Consider the following 14,506-nt stretch of genomic DNA (forward strand, 5'->3'; position numbering starts at 1 on the left):
GCCCGGCCGCTAGACCATCCCGCCGTTGATCGAGATCACCTGCCCGCTGATGTAGCCGGCCGCATCGGACGCGAGGAAGGCCACCAGCGCCGCGACCTCGTCGGCCCGGCCGGCACGCTTCATCGGCACGATGCGCTCGATCATCGCCTTGTCGAACGTGCCGTCGGCCATGCCCGATTCGATGATGCCCGGCGCGACCGCGTTGACCGTGATGCCGCGGCTCGCGAGCTCGAGCGCCAGCGCCTTGGTCGCGCTGTTCAGGGCACCCTTCGCGGCGGCGTAGTTGACCTGGCCGCGGTTGCCGGTCAGCGCCGCGACCGACGAGATGTTGATCACGCGGCCCCAGCGGGTGCGGATCATCGGCATCGTCAGCGGCTGCGTGACGTTGAAGAAGCCGTTCAGCGAGACGTCGATCACGCCGTCCCATTGCTCGGCCCGCAGCGCCGGGAAGGCGGCGTCGTCGTGCGTGCCGGCGTTGTTGACCAGCACCTGCACCGGGCCGGCGTCGAGCAGCGTCGCGCAGGCCGCGTGCGTGGCCGCGCGGTCGGTGACGTCGAAGGCGACCGACTCGGCGCTGCCGCCCGCGGCGGTGATCTCGGCGGCGATCGATTCGGCCGCAGCCAGCCGGCTGTTCGCGTGCACGATCACGTGCAGGCCGTCATGCGCGAGCTGCAGCGCGATCGCGCGGCCGAGGCCGCCGCTGGCGCCGGTGACGAGGGCGCGCTTGCGCGAGTGGGTCGTGGTGTTCATGCGGCAACGGGCGTGTTCAGCACCACGGCGGCCCGGCCTTCGGCGAGCAGGCGGTCGGCGTGGTGCACGGTGAAGGCGTAGAGGATCTGGCGCGCGTCGCCGGCCTGGCGGACCGCTTCGATGCGCAGCGCGTCGGTGTGGCCCGCCGGCGGTTGCGGCAGGTCGTCGAGCCGCAGCACGTGCAGCCGCACGCCGCGCGCGCTGGCCAGGTAGCCGGGCGAGGCCGGCGTGCCCGCCGCCTGCCCGATCAGCGCGCCGTGCAGGGCCATCGCCTGCGCGGCGTATTCGATCGCGACGGGCGCGAGCAACCCGCGGCGCGTGCGCAGCGGGTGGGCCGGGTCACGGTGGTCGACGGCGCGGCACACGACCTGCTCCAGGCTCCACGCGTCGAGGCGGTCCAGCAGGCACATCGTGCCGCTGTGCGGGATCAGCGCGGCGATGCCGTCGTGCGTCAGCGTCTGCGGCGACAGGCTCATGCGAGGTCGATCTGCAGATGGCTGCCGGCGAGGTAGCCGAGCACGACCCGGCCCGGCCTTCCTTCTCGTGCCAGGGCGAGCAGCAGCGGCAGCGCCGCCGCCGCCGGAATCACGCGTCGGAGCTCGTCCAGCGCGGGATCGGCGCAACGCGTCACCGCCTCGTCGGCGCCGATCAACGTGATCGTCAGCGCCGCGATCGAGCGGGGGCCCGGCGCCGGCGCGAGCACGAGCGCGAGGCCGAAGTGGTCGGGCAGCGGCCGCGTGGCGTGCAGCGGCTCGGGATAGGGCGAATCGCTCGCGACCAGCAGCAGCGGCGTGCGGCCCAGCACCACGCTGGTCGCGGCCTCGATCAGCCCGGCGCCGAAGCTGCCGTCGAACGCGCACAGGCTGGTCGATGCGGCGCGGCTGCCGACTGCGATGTGCCAGCAGCCCGAGGCGGCGTTGTGCACCGAGTTCGTGAAGCGGGTCGGCGAGACCATCGGCGTCGGCGTCGCGAGCGTCTCGCACAGCGCGTGGCAGTTCGTGCCTTCGCCGCTGCTGGACGTGAACACGGTCGCCAACATTGCCGGGTCGAGCTGGGCCTGCGCGACCGCCTCGTCGGCGATCGCCAGCGCGAGCTTGACGGCGGCGCCGGCACGGCGTCGCTCGGCTGGCGGCAGGCGTGCCGGTGGCGGCAGCACGGTGGCGGCGGTCGCATGAGGCTGTGTGCCGCGCAGCACGTCGAGCGCCGCCGCCCACGACGCGAGGCCCGGGCCCGCGAGGCCGACGCCGTCGACCCAGACGCGCAGGCCGCTCACGATGCGGCTCCCAGCACCAGGCTGGCGTTCGAGCCGCCGAAGCCGAAGGAATTCGACAGCACGCGCCGCACCGGCGACACGCGGTTGGCGACCAGGTAGTCCAGGTGCAGGGCGGGGTCGCGTTGCTGCACGTTGAGCCCGCCCGGCATCAGCCCGTGGCGCATCGCTAGCAGCGCGATCGCGGCTTCGACGCCGCCGGCCGCGCCGAGCGTGTGGCCGGTCGCGCCCTTGGTCGAACTGCACGGCGTGGCGGTACCGAACACCGTGCCGACCGCGGCATCCTCGGCGGCGTCGTTGCTCGGTGTCGCGGTGCCGTGCAGGTTGATGTAGTCGATGTCGGATGGCGCCAGGCCCGCGTCGGCCAGCGCTGCGCGCATCGCGGCGATCGCGCCGGCGCCTTCGGGGTGCGGCGTGCTCATGTGGTAACCATCGTTGCTCTCGCCGAGGCCGAGCATCCAGCCCTGCGGGGGCGTCGTGGCGTCGCGCTCGAGCAGCGCGAAGGCCGCGGCCTCGCCGATCGACAGGCCGTCGCGCGCGGCGTCCCACGGCCGGCAGATCTGGGTCGACAGCAGTTCCAGCGAGTTGAAGCCGTACAGCGTCGTCAGGCACAGGCTGTCGACGCCGCCGACCAGCGCCGCGTCGATCAACCCGGCCTCGATCAGCCGCGCCGCGTTGCCGAACACCTTCGCGCTCGACGAGCAGGCGGTGGACACGACCCACGCCGGCCCGTCGAGGCCGAGCGCCCGCGCCGCGAAGTCGGCGACCGAGAAGGTGTTCTGCGTCGGGCCGTAGCGGAAGTCGGCCGGCAGCGCGCCGTCCGCGCCGCGGCGCCGATATGCGTGTTCGGTCTGCAGCAAGCCCGAAGTGCTGGTGCCCAGGAACACGCCGACGCGACGCGCACCCCAGCGCGCCCGCGCCGCGGCCACCGCATCGCGCAGCCCGTCCTGCTGCAGGCCGAGCCAGGCGAGGCGGTTGTTGCGGCAGTCGAAATCGCTCAGATCGGCAGGCAGCGCGACCGTGTCGACGCCCTCGACCTCGCCGGTCCAGGTCGGCAGCGGCAGGTTCTCGAAGCGCACCGGCGCGAGGCCGGTGCGCTGGGCCTGCAGCGCGGCGAGCGTCGCGGCATTGCCGGCGCCGAGCGCGGTGGTCAGCGTGCACGCGGTGATCGCGAGCGGGCTCATGGGGCGACCTTCACACGCGCGACCAGCAGCACGTTGGCGAACGGCGTGCCGGCGCTCATCGGCTGCGGCGTCACCTCGAAGCCGAGCGCCTCGAGCTGCCGCGTCCAGTCGGCGAGGGTGCGACCGTATTGCGGCACGACGCGGTGGCCGCGCACGAAGGTCACGACCCGGTCGACCCACTGGCTGGTGACGAAGCCGCGCCGCGACGCCGCGTCGCCGATGCGCAGCAGCAGCCGGCCGTCCGCGCGCAGCGCGCCGCGCACCCGGGCGAGCACCTCGTTCTGCTCGGGGATGCTGATGTAGTGCAGCACGTCGAGGATCACGACCGCGTCGACTTCGGGAAAGGGCGTGTGGCGCATGTCGCCGCAGACGAACTCGGCCGCGTCGCCGAGCGCCGCCTTCGCGCGGTGCACGTCGCGCGGCATCAGCGCGACACCGGTGACGCGCGCCGCGACCGGCGCCGGCGCCCAGCCCGCAGGCCAGTGGCCCTGGTGTTCGAACTGCGCGCAGGTGCGCAGCAGGCTGGCCAGCAGGCCCTGCCCGCAGCCGATGTCGAGCACACGCGCGCGCGGCGGGATCAGACCCGCCTCCAGCACGTGGCGGAACACCGGGTCCATGCCCAGCTTGCCGCGCGCGAAATGCCACGCGAAGCGGCCGGCGCTGCGGTAGGGCAGGCTGGCGGCGGCGATCAGCGCGAGCCAGACAGCGGTGTGGGCGGGCGTCATGCGAAGGCCTCGGGCAGCGTGACGGCCCGCAGGCCGTCGGTCTGGAATCGCTGCAACAGGGCCGGCAGCACCTCGAGCGACACCGGCCGGCCGCTCGCGGCGCGCGCCGGATGGTGATCGTGCAGCAGCAGGATGTCCCCGGCGACCAGCCCGCGGGTCAGGCGTCCGAGCACGATGTCGGGATCGCGCTGCGCCGTGTCGAAGCCGCGCCGCGTCCAGCTCGCGAGCTGCAGGTCGAGCTCGTGCAGCACCGGCGCGAGAAACACGTTGCGCAGGCCGGCCGGCGCGCGGAAAAAGCGCGGGCGCTGGCCGGTGACCTGGGCGAGCGCGTCCTGCGCGCGGCCGATCTCGCGCCGCAGCGCCGCCGGGCCGCGCAGCGAGAAGCTGTGGGCGTGCGCGTAGCTGTGGTTCTGCACGCTGTGGCCGCGCTGCACGATCTCGCGGCACAGCGCCGCGTGTTGTTCGGCGTGGCGGGCGATGCAGAAGAAGGTCGCGCGGGCGCCGTGGGCGTCGAGCAGGTCGAGCACCGCAGGGGTGATCTCGGGATCGGGGCCATCGTCGATCGTCAACGCGACCTCGCGCCGCGCCGCGGACACGGCCGGCAGGCGCAGCAGGTTCGCGCCCAGCCAGGTCGAGCGCGGCCACAGCCCGGTGCCGGTGATCAGTGCATGGTCGAGCACCACCGCACCGAGCGCCCACGGCCACAGCGCCGGCTGCGTCAGCGCCAGCGCCGCGGCGCCCACGTGGCAGGCGACGCTCGCCTTCAGAAGGGGCGGCAGCGGCCAGCGGGCAGGCGATGGGGCGGGGGTGGCGGGGGCGTGCATCGGATGAAGGAATGGCGCCGGATTTTCACACGCCGCCGCGGCCCTTCAGCGCGCCCGCGCCGGGATGAACGCCGCCGACAGCAGCAGGCTCAGCAGGATGCCCGGCGCGACGATCTGGCCGATCGCGTACAGCGCCGGGATGCTCGAGAACGCGAGCAGGCAAAACGAGATCACCGCGGTCAGGTTGGCCAGCGCCAGCGAGGCCAGCGTGTCGTTGTCGACGACCCACGGCGTGCCCGGCGGTGCGGCGTCCTGCTGGGCGCGGATCTGGTCGAAGAACAGCGCGTAGTTCGAGCCGATCGCGACCGTCAGCAGCAGCCCGACCAGGTGCAGGATGCCGAGGGCCGCGCCAGCGACGCTGAACGCCGCGATCACGATCAGCACCGCGGCCGCGACCGGCTGTGCGATGCGCCACAGCCGCTTCACGGAGCGCAGGTGCAGCGCCAGCAGCAGGCAGACCGCCGCCGCACCCAGCAGCGCCTGCACGGTCGCCTCGTGCAGGTAGCGCGTATACAGGCCGCGCAGCTCGTTGCCGATGTCGATGACCTGCGCGCCCGGCACGCCGGCGAGCGTCGCGCGCAGCTGCGCCGGGTCGATCGGCCTGGCGCCGGCCTGCAGGCTCAGCAGCGCGCGCCACGGGCGCGCGCCGTCTCCGGGCACCAGCAGCGCATCGAGCGCGGCGTACAACGGCGTGCCTTTCAGCGAGGCGCGGGTCAGCAGCGCCTGCGCGCGCGCGGCCTGCACGTCGGCGATGAAGCCGCCGAGGCGGGCCGCCGGCAGCGGGCCGTCGACGGTGGCTTCGGCCAGGCGCGCGCTCAGCGTCGCGGCCTCCGGCAGCACATCGCGGCGGGCTTGCTGCAGCGCCGGGCTCGGCAGGATCCGCGCCGGCGATTCGTAGCCGGCGAGCGTGCCGGACTCGACCAGCTTGTCGAGCCGCGCGCCGGCCGCCTCGGCGGCGGCGAGCGCGCCGGCTTCGTCGGGGGCCGAGACGGCGACCAGCGTGCCGGCATCGCTGGCGCCGAGGTCGGCGCGCAGGTCGGCGTCGATCTTCATCTTCGCCTCGCCGACCGGGCTCAGCGACGACAGGTCGCCGCGCCACGGCGACGGCAGCCATGCCAGCGTCAACGCGGCCAGCAGCGCCAGCGCCGCGAGCGGCCAGCGCCAGCGGGGCAGCAGTTCGGTGCAGGCGCCGGCCGCGTGGCCAAGGTGGCGGCGCAGGCCCATGCCGGGCGCGCCGTCGGGCGAGGTCGCGGTCAGCACCCAGCGGGTCGTCAGCGCCGCGGCGGTCAGGCCGGCGATCGAGAACACGCCGAGCTGCGCGAGCCCCGGAAAGCCCGAGAACAGCAGCGCCGCGAAGCCGCACACCGAGGTCCACAGGCCGAGCCGCACGGTCGGCCAGTTGTCGGCGATCCAGCGTCGGGCGCCGTCGCCCGCCACGGCGCCCGGCGCGGCGCGCGCCTGGATCAGGTAGTAGATCGCGTAGTCGACTGCCTCGCCGATCAGCGTGGTGCCGAAGCCGAGCGTGATGCCGTGGACGTTGCCGAAGATCAGGCTGACCGCGGCGATGCCCGCCAGCACGCCCGAGCCGACCGGCAGCAGCGCGGTCGCGAGCGTGCGCAGCGAGCCGCCGAACGCCAGCAGCATCAGCCCGACGATCGCGACGCCGCCGGCAATCGCGAGGCGCTCGACCTCGGCCTTGATCTGGGTCCGCGAGGCGACCGCGAACGTGCCGGAGCCCGACAGCACCAGCTTGAGTCCCTGCGCCTCGAACGGCGCGAAGCTGGTTCGCACGAGCTGCAGCGTGCGCTCCTGCGCGTCCAGGTCGGCGCCGTCGGCATGGGTGGTCGCGATCAGCACGGCGCGTTCGGCGCTGCGCGAGATCCAGACCCGGCCGTCGCTGCGCGGTGCCTGCGACGGCAGCATGCCTTCGGCCATGCGGATCGTCTCGCCGGTCGGGTCGCGCAGGATCACCGCCTTGACGGCCGCGCCCGCCGGCGTGCCGAGCAGCGAGGTCGCCTCGTCGATGCCGGCGCGCAGGCCGTCGACGGTGAAGCGCTGCGCGTCGACCGCGGGGCTCAGCAGGTAGCGGTGCTCGAACAGGAATTTGCCGATGGCCTCGAAGCTCGAGTTGTCGCCGTTGTGGACCGCGTCGAACGCACCGCTCTTGCGCAGCGCGTTCGCGAATCCGAGCGACGCTGCGCTGCGCTGCTCGGCGCTGCCGCCCTCGATGCCGATCAGCAGCAGCCGCGCCGCGATGCCGCCGCGCAGCTGGTCGAGCAGCACCGCCTGTTCCGCGCTCGGTGTCGACGGCAGGAACGCCGACAGGTCGGCGACGTAGTGGGTGCGCACCGTGATGGCGGCGGCGGCCAGCATCAACACCAGCCACAACGCGACCGCGCGCCGGCGGGCGAACGCGGCGAACCGGGCGAGCGGGCGGGGCGGGGTCACGCGACTCAGCTCGACGCGCTGGCGGGCCGTGCGGCGCCCGGCGCGAGCGGCTCGATCGCCATCACCGAGCGGTCGCCGTCGGCCATCGCGACCGCGACTTCGCGCACCAGCGACTGCGCGCCGGTCAGGCGCACCGAGATCACCAGTTCGCGCAGCCGCGGCTCGCGCGGCTTGAGCTCCAGCACCCAGCGCTGCGGCGAGCCCGTGACGGCGGCCGCGAAATGGCGCTCGATCGCGTCGCGGTTGCCGGTCAGCGTGCCGCGGATCGCCTCCATGATCACCGCGGCCTCGGGCACCGAGTCGAGCGGCACGGTGCGGCTGCGCGAACCCAGGCTCATCGTCACGGTGTTGCCGACGATCGCGATCTTCTCGCGCCGCGGTTTCAACGTCTCGCGCACGAAGGTGTCGGGCGATTCGAAGCTCAGGCGCCCGCTCGATTCGAGCGTGCGCTCCAGCATCGCGACGGTGCGGGTCTCGACAAAGGTCGCCTCGCCGGCCTTGACCTTGGCGAGCGACTGCATCAGCTGCGCGAGGTCGAACGCGGCTTGCGCGTGCGCCGGGAGGCAGGCCGCGGCCGCGCAGGCGGCGGCCACCGCGAGCACGCGGCGGCGATCAGGGCGAGGCGGGTGCGGCAGCGTCATCGGCGGACCAGAAGTCGAAGAAGTTGAACCAGTTGTACGGCGTTTCGCGACACAGCGATTCGAGCAGGGTCACGTAGCGCTGCATCGCCTCGGCGATGCGCGGGTCGGCTGCGCCGGTGCCGCGGTCCGCGGGGCCGGGTGCCGGCGCGCGAAAGTCGGCCAGCTCGACGAAGCGCAGCTCGTAGCGATCGCCGCCATGGTAGAGCCCGGCCATGAACACGACCTGGCGCCGCAGCATCGCGGCCAGCCGGAACGGGCCGTCCGAGAAGCGCGCGGGCTGGCCGAGAAAGTCGAGCCACAGTGTGCGCGAGCCGGACCTGGGTCCCCCGGCCGCTGCTTCGCGACGGCCGCCCCCCAAGGGGGCCGCGGCATCCTGGGGCGGCCCGGCGATACCGCGGGCGTGGCCGGGCAGCGTGCGGTCGGCGAGCAGGCCGGCGATGCCGCCGTCGTCGAGCCAGCGGCGCAGCGTCAGCATCGCGCCGGCACGGCCGAGGCCGATCGTGTGCAGCTCGGCGTGGGGCGCCACGGCGGCGAGCGTCGCGTTCAGCAGCCGCGCGTTGTCCTCGTACATCAGCATCGCGACACGCGCGCCGCGCCCTTGCGCGCTCGCGCGCAGGGCCTCGAAGCTGCCGAGGTGCGCGCCGACGAGCATCACGCCCTCCCCGCGATCCAGCGGTGCGTGCAGGGCCTCGGCGCCGGTCGCGCTGACCTCGAACCGATCGAACTGGTCCTGCAGGAAATAGACGCGGTCGAGGATGGTCGCCGCGAAGTGGTGGATGTGGCGGTACGCGTCGCGCCAGCCCACCGGCCGGCCGAGCACGCGCACGAGGTAGTTCAATGAGGCGCGTCGGGCCCTGCCGTGGACCAGCAGGAAGTACAGCGCGATCGGATGCAGCACGAGTCGCGCGCGCGGCCGGCCCGCGGTGATCGCGATCCAGCGCATCAGGCGCAGTGCCCACAGGTTGCTGCGCTCGCGCTCGGCGGTCCAGCCGGCGGCAGTGCGCGGCGCCGGCGTGCTCATCGCGCCGGGGCCTCGAACTGGCCCGTGGCCGCGACGCGCTCGCCTTCGCGGACCTCGAAGCGCAGGCCGCGCGGGCCGGGCTCGAGGGTGATGGCCAGGTGCGCGCCGGGTCGCACCGGCGCGAGGAACTTGACCGCACCGATGCGCGGCGATTCGCCCACGGCCGCTGCCATGACCGCGTCGTCGAGCACGGCCTCGAGGACTTCGGCGAGCAGCGAGACGCCGGGCAGCAGCGGGTCGCCCGGGAAGTGGCCCGCGAAGGCCGGATGATCGGCCCGGATCGTCAGCTCGACGCGGTGCATCGCGCTCATCCCCGCGCGCCGGCGAGCGTGCGTGCCGCCCAGGCGGCGAACGCGCCGGCTGGCAGCTTGCCGGTGCCGGGCTCGCGCGGCAGCGCCGCGACCGCGACGAGGCGCCGCGGCAGGAACGCCGCATCGACCCGCGTGCGCAGGGCGGCGAGCACCCGCTCGTGCAGCGTCGGCGCGGCCACGCCGTCGGCCGCGACGACGAACGCGACGAGGCGCACGACGCTGCCGTCGCCGGCCTCCGGCGGCAGCCAGAACGCGCCGTCCTGCACGCCGTCGATCGAGTTCAGGTGGTAGTTCAGGTGGCCGAGCGAACTGCGCTTGCCGGCGATGTTGATCAGGTCGTTCGAGCGGCCCAGCAGGCGGAAGGTCTGTGCGTCGACGACCTCGAGCACGTCGGCGAGCATCGTCGGCTGCGGCACGTGGCCGCCCTGGACGACCGACTCGGCGCCATCGCCGCTCAGCACCAGGCCCTGGTAGGTGCGCCACTCGGCGCCGGCGGTCGGGCGCCGGGTCGCGACCTGGCCGGCCTCGGTGCAGCCGTAGATCTCCATCAGCGGCCCGTCGAGTTGCGCCTCGGCGCGCTGCGCCAGTTGGGGGCTGAGCGGCGCGGTCGCGCAGACCGTCAGGTCGACCGGCGGCAGCGCGAGTTGCGCGTCGAGCAGCATCTTCAGGTGGAACGGCGTCGTCACGAGCAGGCGCGGGCGCGGCGCGCGCGCCAGCGCGGCGGCGATGTCGGCCGGGTAGAACGGCCGCTCGGTGTCGAATGCGGCGCCGCCGAGCAGCGCGACCAGCACGGTCGACTCGAAGCCGTACATGTGCTGCGCCGGCACGGTGGCGACCACGGTGACGCCGGCGAGCGTCTCCCGGCCCATCTGCTCGGCGAGTCGCTGCACGCCGGCCCGGGTGTTGGTGACCAGGCCGCCCCAGTGCTTGGCATGCGGCACGGGTGCGCCGGTCGAGCCGGAGGTCAGCACCTGCGCGGCGAGCGCGTCGGCGGCGATCGTCGGCACCGGGCGATCGAGGTCGACCGGCGCGATGTCGCCATGCCGGATCTGCGGCAGGTCCCAGCCGGGCGCGTCGCCATCGACGAGCGCGTAGGTCGACGGGAACAGCGTGCGCAACCGGGCCACCGTGTCGGGCGTGTGATTCGGCGGCATCAGGTTGTTCTGGCCGCGCCGCAGCGCGGCACCGAGGCCGACGGCGAAGCGGTAGCGGTCGCCGGTGAGGTTCAGCATCGGGCCGGCGGCCGGTAGGCGCTCGGCGAGCGCGTCGACGTCGGCCAGGTACTGGGCACGCGAGATCGCCACGCCGTCGCGCCACGCCAGCGGCGCGCCCAGATCGTCGGCCCGGATCAACGGCTCGCGGCGGTTCATTTCGCGGAATGCATGTAGGAGCGGATGGCGTCGGCCACGCTGGCGCGCTCGAATTCCGGGTGCAGCCGGTAGCGCAGCAGGTACTCGCCACCGAACATCACTGCCACCGTGACCGGCGAGACCAGGTTGGCGAAGAACGCCCACGTGTCGAACGGCGCGAACGCATACAGCGCAACCGAGACCAGCGCGATGCCCACGAAGTAGAGCGTCCACGCGAGCGTGCATTTGCGCGTGTAGACCTGCATCTCGGGCGTGAAGTTGCGGTGCACCCGTCGCGCCAACGTCGTGATCAGCGGCGTGTGGCCCGCGCGCAGCGTGCTGCCGAAGCCGGCCGCCAGCATCGCGTTGACGCCGACGTGCTGGGCCATGTAGAGCAGCCCCGGCGCGAGCTGCAGCCCGATCACGGCCTGTGCGCACAGCGCCACCAGCAGCACCGTCGAGAGCGCGCCGAGCCAGCGCTGGTTGGCGCGCCACGCGCCCAGGGCGATCGCGGCGAGCATCGGCGCAAGCACGCCCACCATGTTCCAGGGCGAGGCCGGCGCGCGCGTCATCAGCCAGTGCGAGACGCCGACGTAGAGCGCGCCGATGCCGACGATCGCGGCGACGCGCAACCCGAGGCGGAGTGCCATCGCGGGCCGATCAGCCGACGCGGTGCGCGGCGATGTGCTCGGTCAGGCTGGCCAGCGAGGTGAAGATGCGGACGTTGTCCTCGTCATCGGAGCGCAGCTGGAAACCGTAGCGTTGCGAGACGACCAGCGCGACCTCGAGGATGTCGATCGAGTCGAGCCCCAGCCCCTCGCCATACAGCGGCGCGGCTGGGTCGATGCTGTCAGGCGCCACATCGAGGTTGAGGGCTTCAACCATCAGGGCGGCGACTTCGCGCTGGAGATCGGTTTGGACAATGGTCATGCGTGCGTGGAGTCCGTGTGCGACGGCCGGAAAGCGGCAGGTCAGCGGGGGAGGAGTCTACCAAAGCGGTCCGTGCGAGCGGACCCGTGCCCGCGCCGTCGGACGCCTTCTCCGACCGGGATTTGGCGCGCTGTCCTACAAAACTCCGGCAGCCCGCAAAGAAGATGGGGCCTCGAATTTCGCTGGCAGCCGACGCGCTGCCCGACCATCGAATCGACACAACCTGCAGGAGAAACGAATGCATACGAACTTGATGAAGAAGCGCTGGCCCCTCGCCGCCGTCACCGCTGCGCTGCTGTTCGGCGCCGGCGCCGCCCACGCCCAGCTGGTGCTGGTGTCCCCCGAAGACTTCGGTGGCACGGGCCTCGGCTCGGTCAACACGGTGCTGACGATCACGAGCCCGGCCAACTCCACCTTCGAGTCGGGCGCGGTCGGCATCGACGCGACCGGTGCGCAGTTCGTCACCGGGGATACCCAGGCGCAGACCATGGCGCGGACCCTGGGCAGCCTGGGCGTGACCTCGGCGACGGACCTGCGCGTCGTGTTCAATGCCAGCGAACCGGCGGGCGGCGCGATCACGCTCGACGACCTGGTGCTGAACATCTACAGCGCGAACGGCTCGGTGCTGTTCACGTCGGCAGCGTTCACGCCGGTTTCGTTCGCGTCGACCAGCACCGGCACCGGCAACTCGGGCTTCGTGTTCGGGCTGACGTCGTCGGACGCCGCCTCGGCCCAGAACCTGGCATTCGGCAGCGGCTTCGAGGGCAACTACGTCGGCTTGTCGGCGGCGGCCAGCGATGCCACCGGCGGTCTGGAGACGTTCTATGTCGCCAACACCGCCAACGTCACGCCGGTGCCGGAACCCGGCACCTACGCGATGCTGCTCGCCGGCCTCGGCGTGATGGGCTTCGTCGCCCGTCGCAGCGCGCGCAAGACGGAAGCCTGATCCGCTTCGGGCCGGGCGCGCGAGCGCCGGGCTGCCACGGCGCCACGGTCACTCGACCGTGGCGCCGCTGCTTTTGACGACCCGCTCGTACTTCGCCAGTTCCGCCTTGACGAAGGCGCCGAATTGTTCGGGCGTCGAGGCGGCGTTCTCGGCCATCAGGGAACCCAGGCGCGCCTTCAGTTCCGGCGAAGCGAGCGCCTCGACGAACGCCTTGTTGAGCCGCTGCGTCACGTCGGCCGGCATCCGGGCGGGGCCGAACAGGCCGAACCAGGTGTTGATCGCGAACTGGCCGAGGCCCGCGCTGCGGCCGCCTTCGGCGATGGTCGGCACCTCGGGCATCGCGGACGACCGCGTCGCGGTCGTCACGGCGATCGCGCGCAGCTTGCCGGACCGGATGTTGGCCGACGCCGATGCGAGGTTGTCGAAGGTCAGGTCCACCTGGCCCGAGAGCAGCGCCAGTTGCGCCGGGTTGCCACCTGCGTACGGGATGTGGACCATGAACACGCCGGCCTGCGACTTGAACATCTCGCCAGCGAGGTGCCCGGCGCTGCCGTTGCCGCCCGAGCCGTAGTTCAGCTGGCCGGGATGCGCCTTCGCGTATCGGACGAGATCGCCCACCTGGCGGATGCCGAGCTTGTCGGCCGTCTGCGCGTTCATCACCAGCACGTTCGGCACCTGCGCGATGCCGGTGATCGGCGTGAAGTCGTGGATCGGGTCGTACGGGATCTTCTTGAAGAGCCACGGGTTGATCGCGTGCGTGGCGACGGCACCGATGACCAGCGTCGTGCCGTCCGGTGCGGCCTTGGCGGCCAGGTCGGCGCCGAGGTTGCCGCCGGCGCCGGGCCGGTTGTCGACGACGACGGGGCCGAGCACCGGCTGCACCTTCTCGGCCAGCGCGCGCGCGACGATGTCGAGCGGGCCGCCGGGCGGGTAGGGCACGATCAAGCGGATCGGCTTGGTCTGCGCCATCGCCGCACCGGCGGTCAGCAGAACGAATGCGAAGGCGGCGCGAAGCGCGGATCGGCGCGAGGTGGTCGGGTGGGTCATCGACAGGTCCATCAGGGTTTGCGCAGCAGAATGGCCTTGATCCAGCCGTCGCCGCGCGAGGCGGTGACCTTGACGAAGCCGTTCTGCTCCTCGCCGAGCAGCAGCACCTCGTCGTCCTTGGTCAGCGATTGGACTTCGGGGCTGCCGTCGCGCGGCTGGCGCAGCAGCTTGACGCCGTTGATCTTGGGCATCATCACGTCGCCGGCGGCGGTCGGATTGGCCTTCGGGCTGGCGGCCGCGTTGTTGACCGAGGCGGCGCTGCGGCCCTGGATCAGCGACGGATTGGCGCGGATCGCGCGGACGATGTTGTTCCAGTTGTCGACGAAGGACGCAACGATCACCTTGCCCTCGTTCGTGTTGCTGTAGCCGCCGCCGGTGGCGCCGCCGCCCACGCCGAACAGCGCCCCGCCGAGCGCGAAGTCCGCCTTCTGCGCGCTGCCTTCGGCCGCTGCGACCTGGATGCCGGAGCGCGAATCGACCAGCAGCATCATGGTCTGCGCCTCCTTGAACTTGAGGCCACCGGCCAGCCCGCCGGCAATCAGGCCGGCACGCCCGCCGAGCAGCCCGCCGATCGCGCCGCCGACGCCGCCGGCGTTGTTCTCGCTGAACACCACGCTCGGGTTGACGATGAAATCCGCGACCGCCATCTGGCCCTTGCCGATGTTCTGCCCGGCCTGCAGTTCGCCCGACTGCGCGAGCGCGCGCTCCTGCATCATGTTGCCCATCGCGGCGCCGCGTTCGACCACCTGGAAGCAGTTGGACTGCTGCACCAGCATGCGCAGCACCGCGGTCGGCGAGCCGAGGCCGTAGCGCTGGAGATTGGACAGCACCTGGCTCTGCGGCTCGACGACCGCCAGCGTGCCCTTGGGCCCATCGCAGCGCTCGAGTTGCGCGTTCGCGCCTTGCGCGCCGTCCGGTCCGGCGCCGCCGGTGGCGAGCGAGCCGCCGCGCCCGAGGGTCTGGGCGTTGGCGACGAGCGCCGTCGACAAGGTGGCGGCAAGCAGCAGCGTGCCCGCGCCCATGCGGTGAAGAACGAACATGAAGGGCCTCCCGGAATGCT

16 protein-coding genes are annotated in these 14,506 nt (G+C 72.9%); 1 reads left to right on the plus strand and 15 read right to left on the minus strand.

Going from position 1 to position 14,506, the window contains the following annotated elements:
- Positions 1–9 precede the first annotated feature (9 nt).
- The 13 genes from fabG to ACWH49_RS18895 are packed head-to-tail and all read right to left on the minus strand — an operon-like array spanning position 10 to position 11,453.
- Positions 10–750 (minus strand): 3-oxoacyl-ACP reductase FabG, encoded by a 741-nt coding sequence (fabG, locus tag ACWH49_RS18835; RefSeq protein ID WP_056467564.1) that lies wholly within the window; start codon positions 748–750, stop codon positions 10–12.
- Positions 747–1,226, minus strand: coding sequence for a hydroxymyristoyl-ACP dehydratase (locus ACWH49_RS18840; RefSeq protein WP_448172855.1), 480 nt, complete (start codon positions 1,224–1,226; stop codon positions 747–749). The genes fabG and ACWH49_RS18840 overlap by 4 nt, the downstream gene beginning before the upstream one ends.
- Positions 1,223–2,023 carry a beta-ketoacyl synthase chain length factor gene (locus tag ACWH49_RS18845; protein WP_448172856.1) on the minus strand — a complete coding sequence of 267 codons (801 nt, stop codon included), beginning with the start codon at positions 2,021–2,023 and terminating at the stop codon, positions 1,223–1,225. The genes ACWH49_RS18840 and ACWH49_RS18845 overlap by 4 nt, the downstream gene beginning before the upstream one ends.
- Positions 2,020–3,204 carry a beta-ketoacyl-[acyl-carrier-protein] synthase family protein gene (locus tag ACWH49_RS18850; protein WP_448172857.1) on the minus strand — a complete coding sequence of 395 codons (1,185 nt, stop codon included), beginning with the start codon at positions 3,202–3,204 and terminating at the stop codon, positions 2,020–2,022. Before ACWH49_RS18850 ends, ACWH49_RS18845 begins: the two co-directional genes overlap by 4 nt.
- Positions 3,201–3,929: an SAM-dependent methyltransferase gene (locus ACWH49_RS18855; protein ID WP_448172858.1), complete on the minus strand. Its 729-nt coding sequence runs from the start codon at positions 3,927–3,929 to the stop codon at positions 3,201–3,203. Before ACWH49_RS18855 ends, ACWH49_RS18850 begins: the two co-directional genes overlap by 4 nt.
- Entirely contained in the window at positions 3,926–4,753 is an 828-nt protein-coding gene (locus ACWH49_RS18860; RefSeq protein WP_448172859.1) for a polysaccharide deacetylase family protein, read from the minus strand. Before ACWH49_RS18860 ends, ACWH49_RS18855 begins: the two co-directional genes overlap by 4 nt.
- A 45-nt stretch (positions 4,754–4,798) precedes the next feature.
- Positions 4,799–7,201 (minus strand): MMPL family transporter, encoded by a 2,403-nt coding sequence (locus ACWH49_RS18865; RefSeq protein WP_448172860.1) that lies wholly within the window; start codon positions 7,199–7,201, stop codon positions 4,799–4,801.
- Positions 7,202–7,206: 5 nt separating this feature from the next.
- A complete protein-coding gene (locus ACWH49_RS18870; protein WP_448172861.1) occupies positions 7,207–7,842 on the minus strand; it encodes a LolA-related protein in 636 nt (211 codons plus the stop codon).
- On the minus strand, positions 7,814–8,863 hold the full coding sequence (locus ACWH49_RS18875; RefSeq protein WP_448172862.1) for an acyl-CoA synthetase: 1,050 nt from the start codon (positions 8,861–8,863) through the stop codon (positions 7,814–7,816). The genes ACWH49_RS18870 and ACWH49_RS18875 overlap by 29 nt, the downstream gene beginning before the upstream one ends.
- Complete coding sequence (locus ACWH49_RS18880; protein WP_448172863.1) at positions 8,860–9,174, minus strand: 3-hydroxyacyl-ACP dehydratase FabZ family protein; 315 nt, start codon at positions 9,172–9,174, stop codon at positions 8,860–8,862. The genes ACWH49_RS18875 and ACWH49_RS18880 overlap by 4 nt, the downstream gene beginning before the upstream one ends.
- The gene (locus ACWH49_RS18885; protein WP_448172864.1) at positions 9,171–10,544 is read right to left on the minus strand and encodes an AMP-binding protein; all 1,374 of its coding nucleotides are present in this window, start codon (positions 10,542–10,544) and stop codon (positions 9,171–9,173) included. Before ACWH49_RS18885 ends, ACWH49_RS18880 begins: the two co-directional genes overlap by 4 nt.
- On the minus strand, positions 10,541–11,173 hold the full coding sequence (locus tag ACWH49_RS18890) for a hypothetical protein (RefSeq protein WP_448172865.1): 633 nt from the start codon (positions 11,171–11,173) through the stop codon (positions 10,541–10,543). Before ACWH49_RS18890 ends, ACWH49_RS18885 begins: the two co-directional genes overlap by 4 nt.
- Positions 11,174–11,183: 10 nt before the next feature.
- A complete protein-coding gene (locus ACWH49_RS18895) occupies positions 11,184–11,453 on the minus strand; it encodes a phosphopantetheine-binding protein (RefSeq protein ID WP_448172866.1) in 270 nt (89 codons plus the stop codon).
- Positions 11,454–11,691: 238 nt separating this feature from the next.
- Between ACWH49_RS18895 and ACWH49_RS18900 the strand changes: the two genes are divergently transcribed.
- The gene (locus ACWH49_RS18900) at positions 11,692–12,399 is read left to right on the plus strand and encodes a PEP-CTERM sorting domain-containing protein (RefSeq protein ID WP_448172867.1); all 708 of its coding nucleotides are present in this window, start codon (positions 11,692–11,694) and stop codon (positions 12,397–12,399) included.
- 48 nt (positions 12,400–12,447) lie between these two features.
- On the opposite strand, the gene ACWH49_RS18905 is transcribed toward ACWH49_RS18900, so the two are convergent.
- On the minus strand, positions 12,448–13,446 hold the full coding sequence (locus tag ACWH49_RS18905) for a Bug family tripartite tricarboxylate transporter substrate binding protein (RefSeq protein ID WP_448172868.1): 999 nt from the start codon (positions 13,444–13,446) through the stop codon (positions 12,448–12,450).
- An 11-nt stretch (positions 13,447–13,457) separates the two neighbouring features.
- Complete coding sequence (locus tag ACWH49_RS18910) at positions 13,458–14,486, minus strand: CsgG/HfaB family protein (RefSeq protein WP_082549198.1); 1,029 nt, start codon at positions 14,484–14,486, stop codon at positions 13,458–13,460.
- Between the last annotated feature and the right edge of the window lie 20 nt (positions 14,487–14,506).

This window comes from Rhizobacter fulvus, from assembly GCF_964020785.1.

Coding starts and splice junctions, on each gene's coding strand:
- ACWH49_RS18890 (WP_448172865.1), bottom strand. CDS start 11,173: ATGGCACTCCGCCTCGGGTTGCGCGTCGCCGCGATCGTCGGCATCGGC.
- ACWH49_RS18910 (WP_082549198.1), bottom strand. CDS start 14,486: ATGTTCGTTCTTCACCGCATGGGCGCGGGCACGCTGCTGCTTGCCGCC.
- ACWH49_RS18875 (WP_448172862.1), bottom strand. CDS start 8,863: ATGAGCACGCCGGCGCCGCGCACTGCCGCCGGCTGGACCGCCGAGCGC.
- ACWH49_RS18880 (WP_448172863.1), bottom strand. CDS start 9,174: ATGAGCGCGATGCACCGCGTCGAGCTGACGATCCGGGCCGATCATCCG.
- ACWH49_RS18855 (WP_448172858.1), bottom strand. CDS start 3,929: ATGACGCCCGCCCACACCGCTGTCTGGCTCGCGCTGATCGCCGCCGCC.
- ACWH49_RS18850 (WP_448172857.1), bottom strand. CDS start 3,204: ATGAGCCCGCTCGCGATCACCGCGTGCACGCTGACCACCGCGCTCGGC.
- ACWH49_RS18870 (WP_448172861.1), bottom strand. CDS start 7,842: ATGACGCTGCCGCACCCGCCTCGCCCTGATCGCCGCCGCGTGCTCGCG.
- ACWH49_RS18840 (WP_448172855.1), bottom strand. CDS start 1,226: ATGAGCCTGTCGCCGCAGACGCTGACGCACGACGGCATCGCCGCGCTG.
- fabG (WP_056467564.1), bottom strand. CDS start 750: ATGAACACCACGACCCACTCGCGCAAGCGCGCCCTCGTCACCGGCGCC.
- ACWH49_RS18900 (WP_448172867.1), top strand. CDS start 11,692: ATGCATACGAACTTGATGAAGAAGCGCTGGCCCCTCGCCGCCGTCACC.
- ACWH49_RS18885 (WP_448172864.1), bottom strand. CDS start 10,544: ATGAACCGCCGCGAGCCGTTGATCCGGGCCGACGATCTGGGCGCGCCG.
- ACWH49_RS18860 (WP_448172859.1), bottom strand. CDS start 4,753: ATGCACGCCCCCGCCACCCCCGCCCCATCGCCTGCCCGCTGGCCGCTG.
- ACWH49_RS18895 (WP_448172866.1), bottom strand. CDS start 11,453: ATGACCATTGTCCAAACCGATCTCCAGCGCGAAGTCGCCGCCCTGATG.
- ACWH49_RS18905 (WP_448172868.1), bottom strand. CDS start 13,446: ATGACCCACCCGACCACCTCGCGCCGATCCGCGCTTCGCGCCGCCTTC.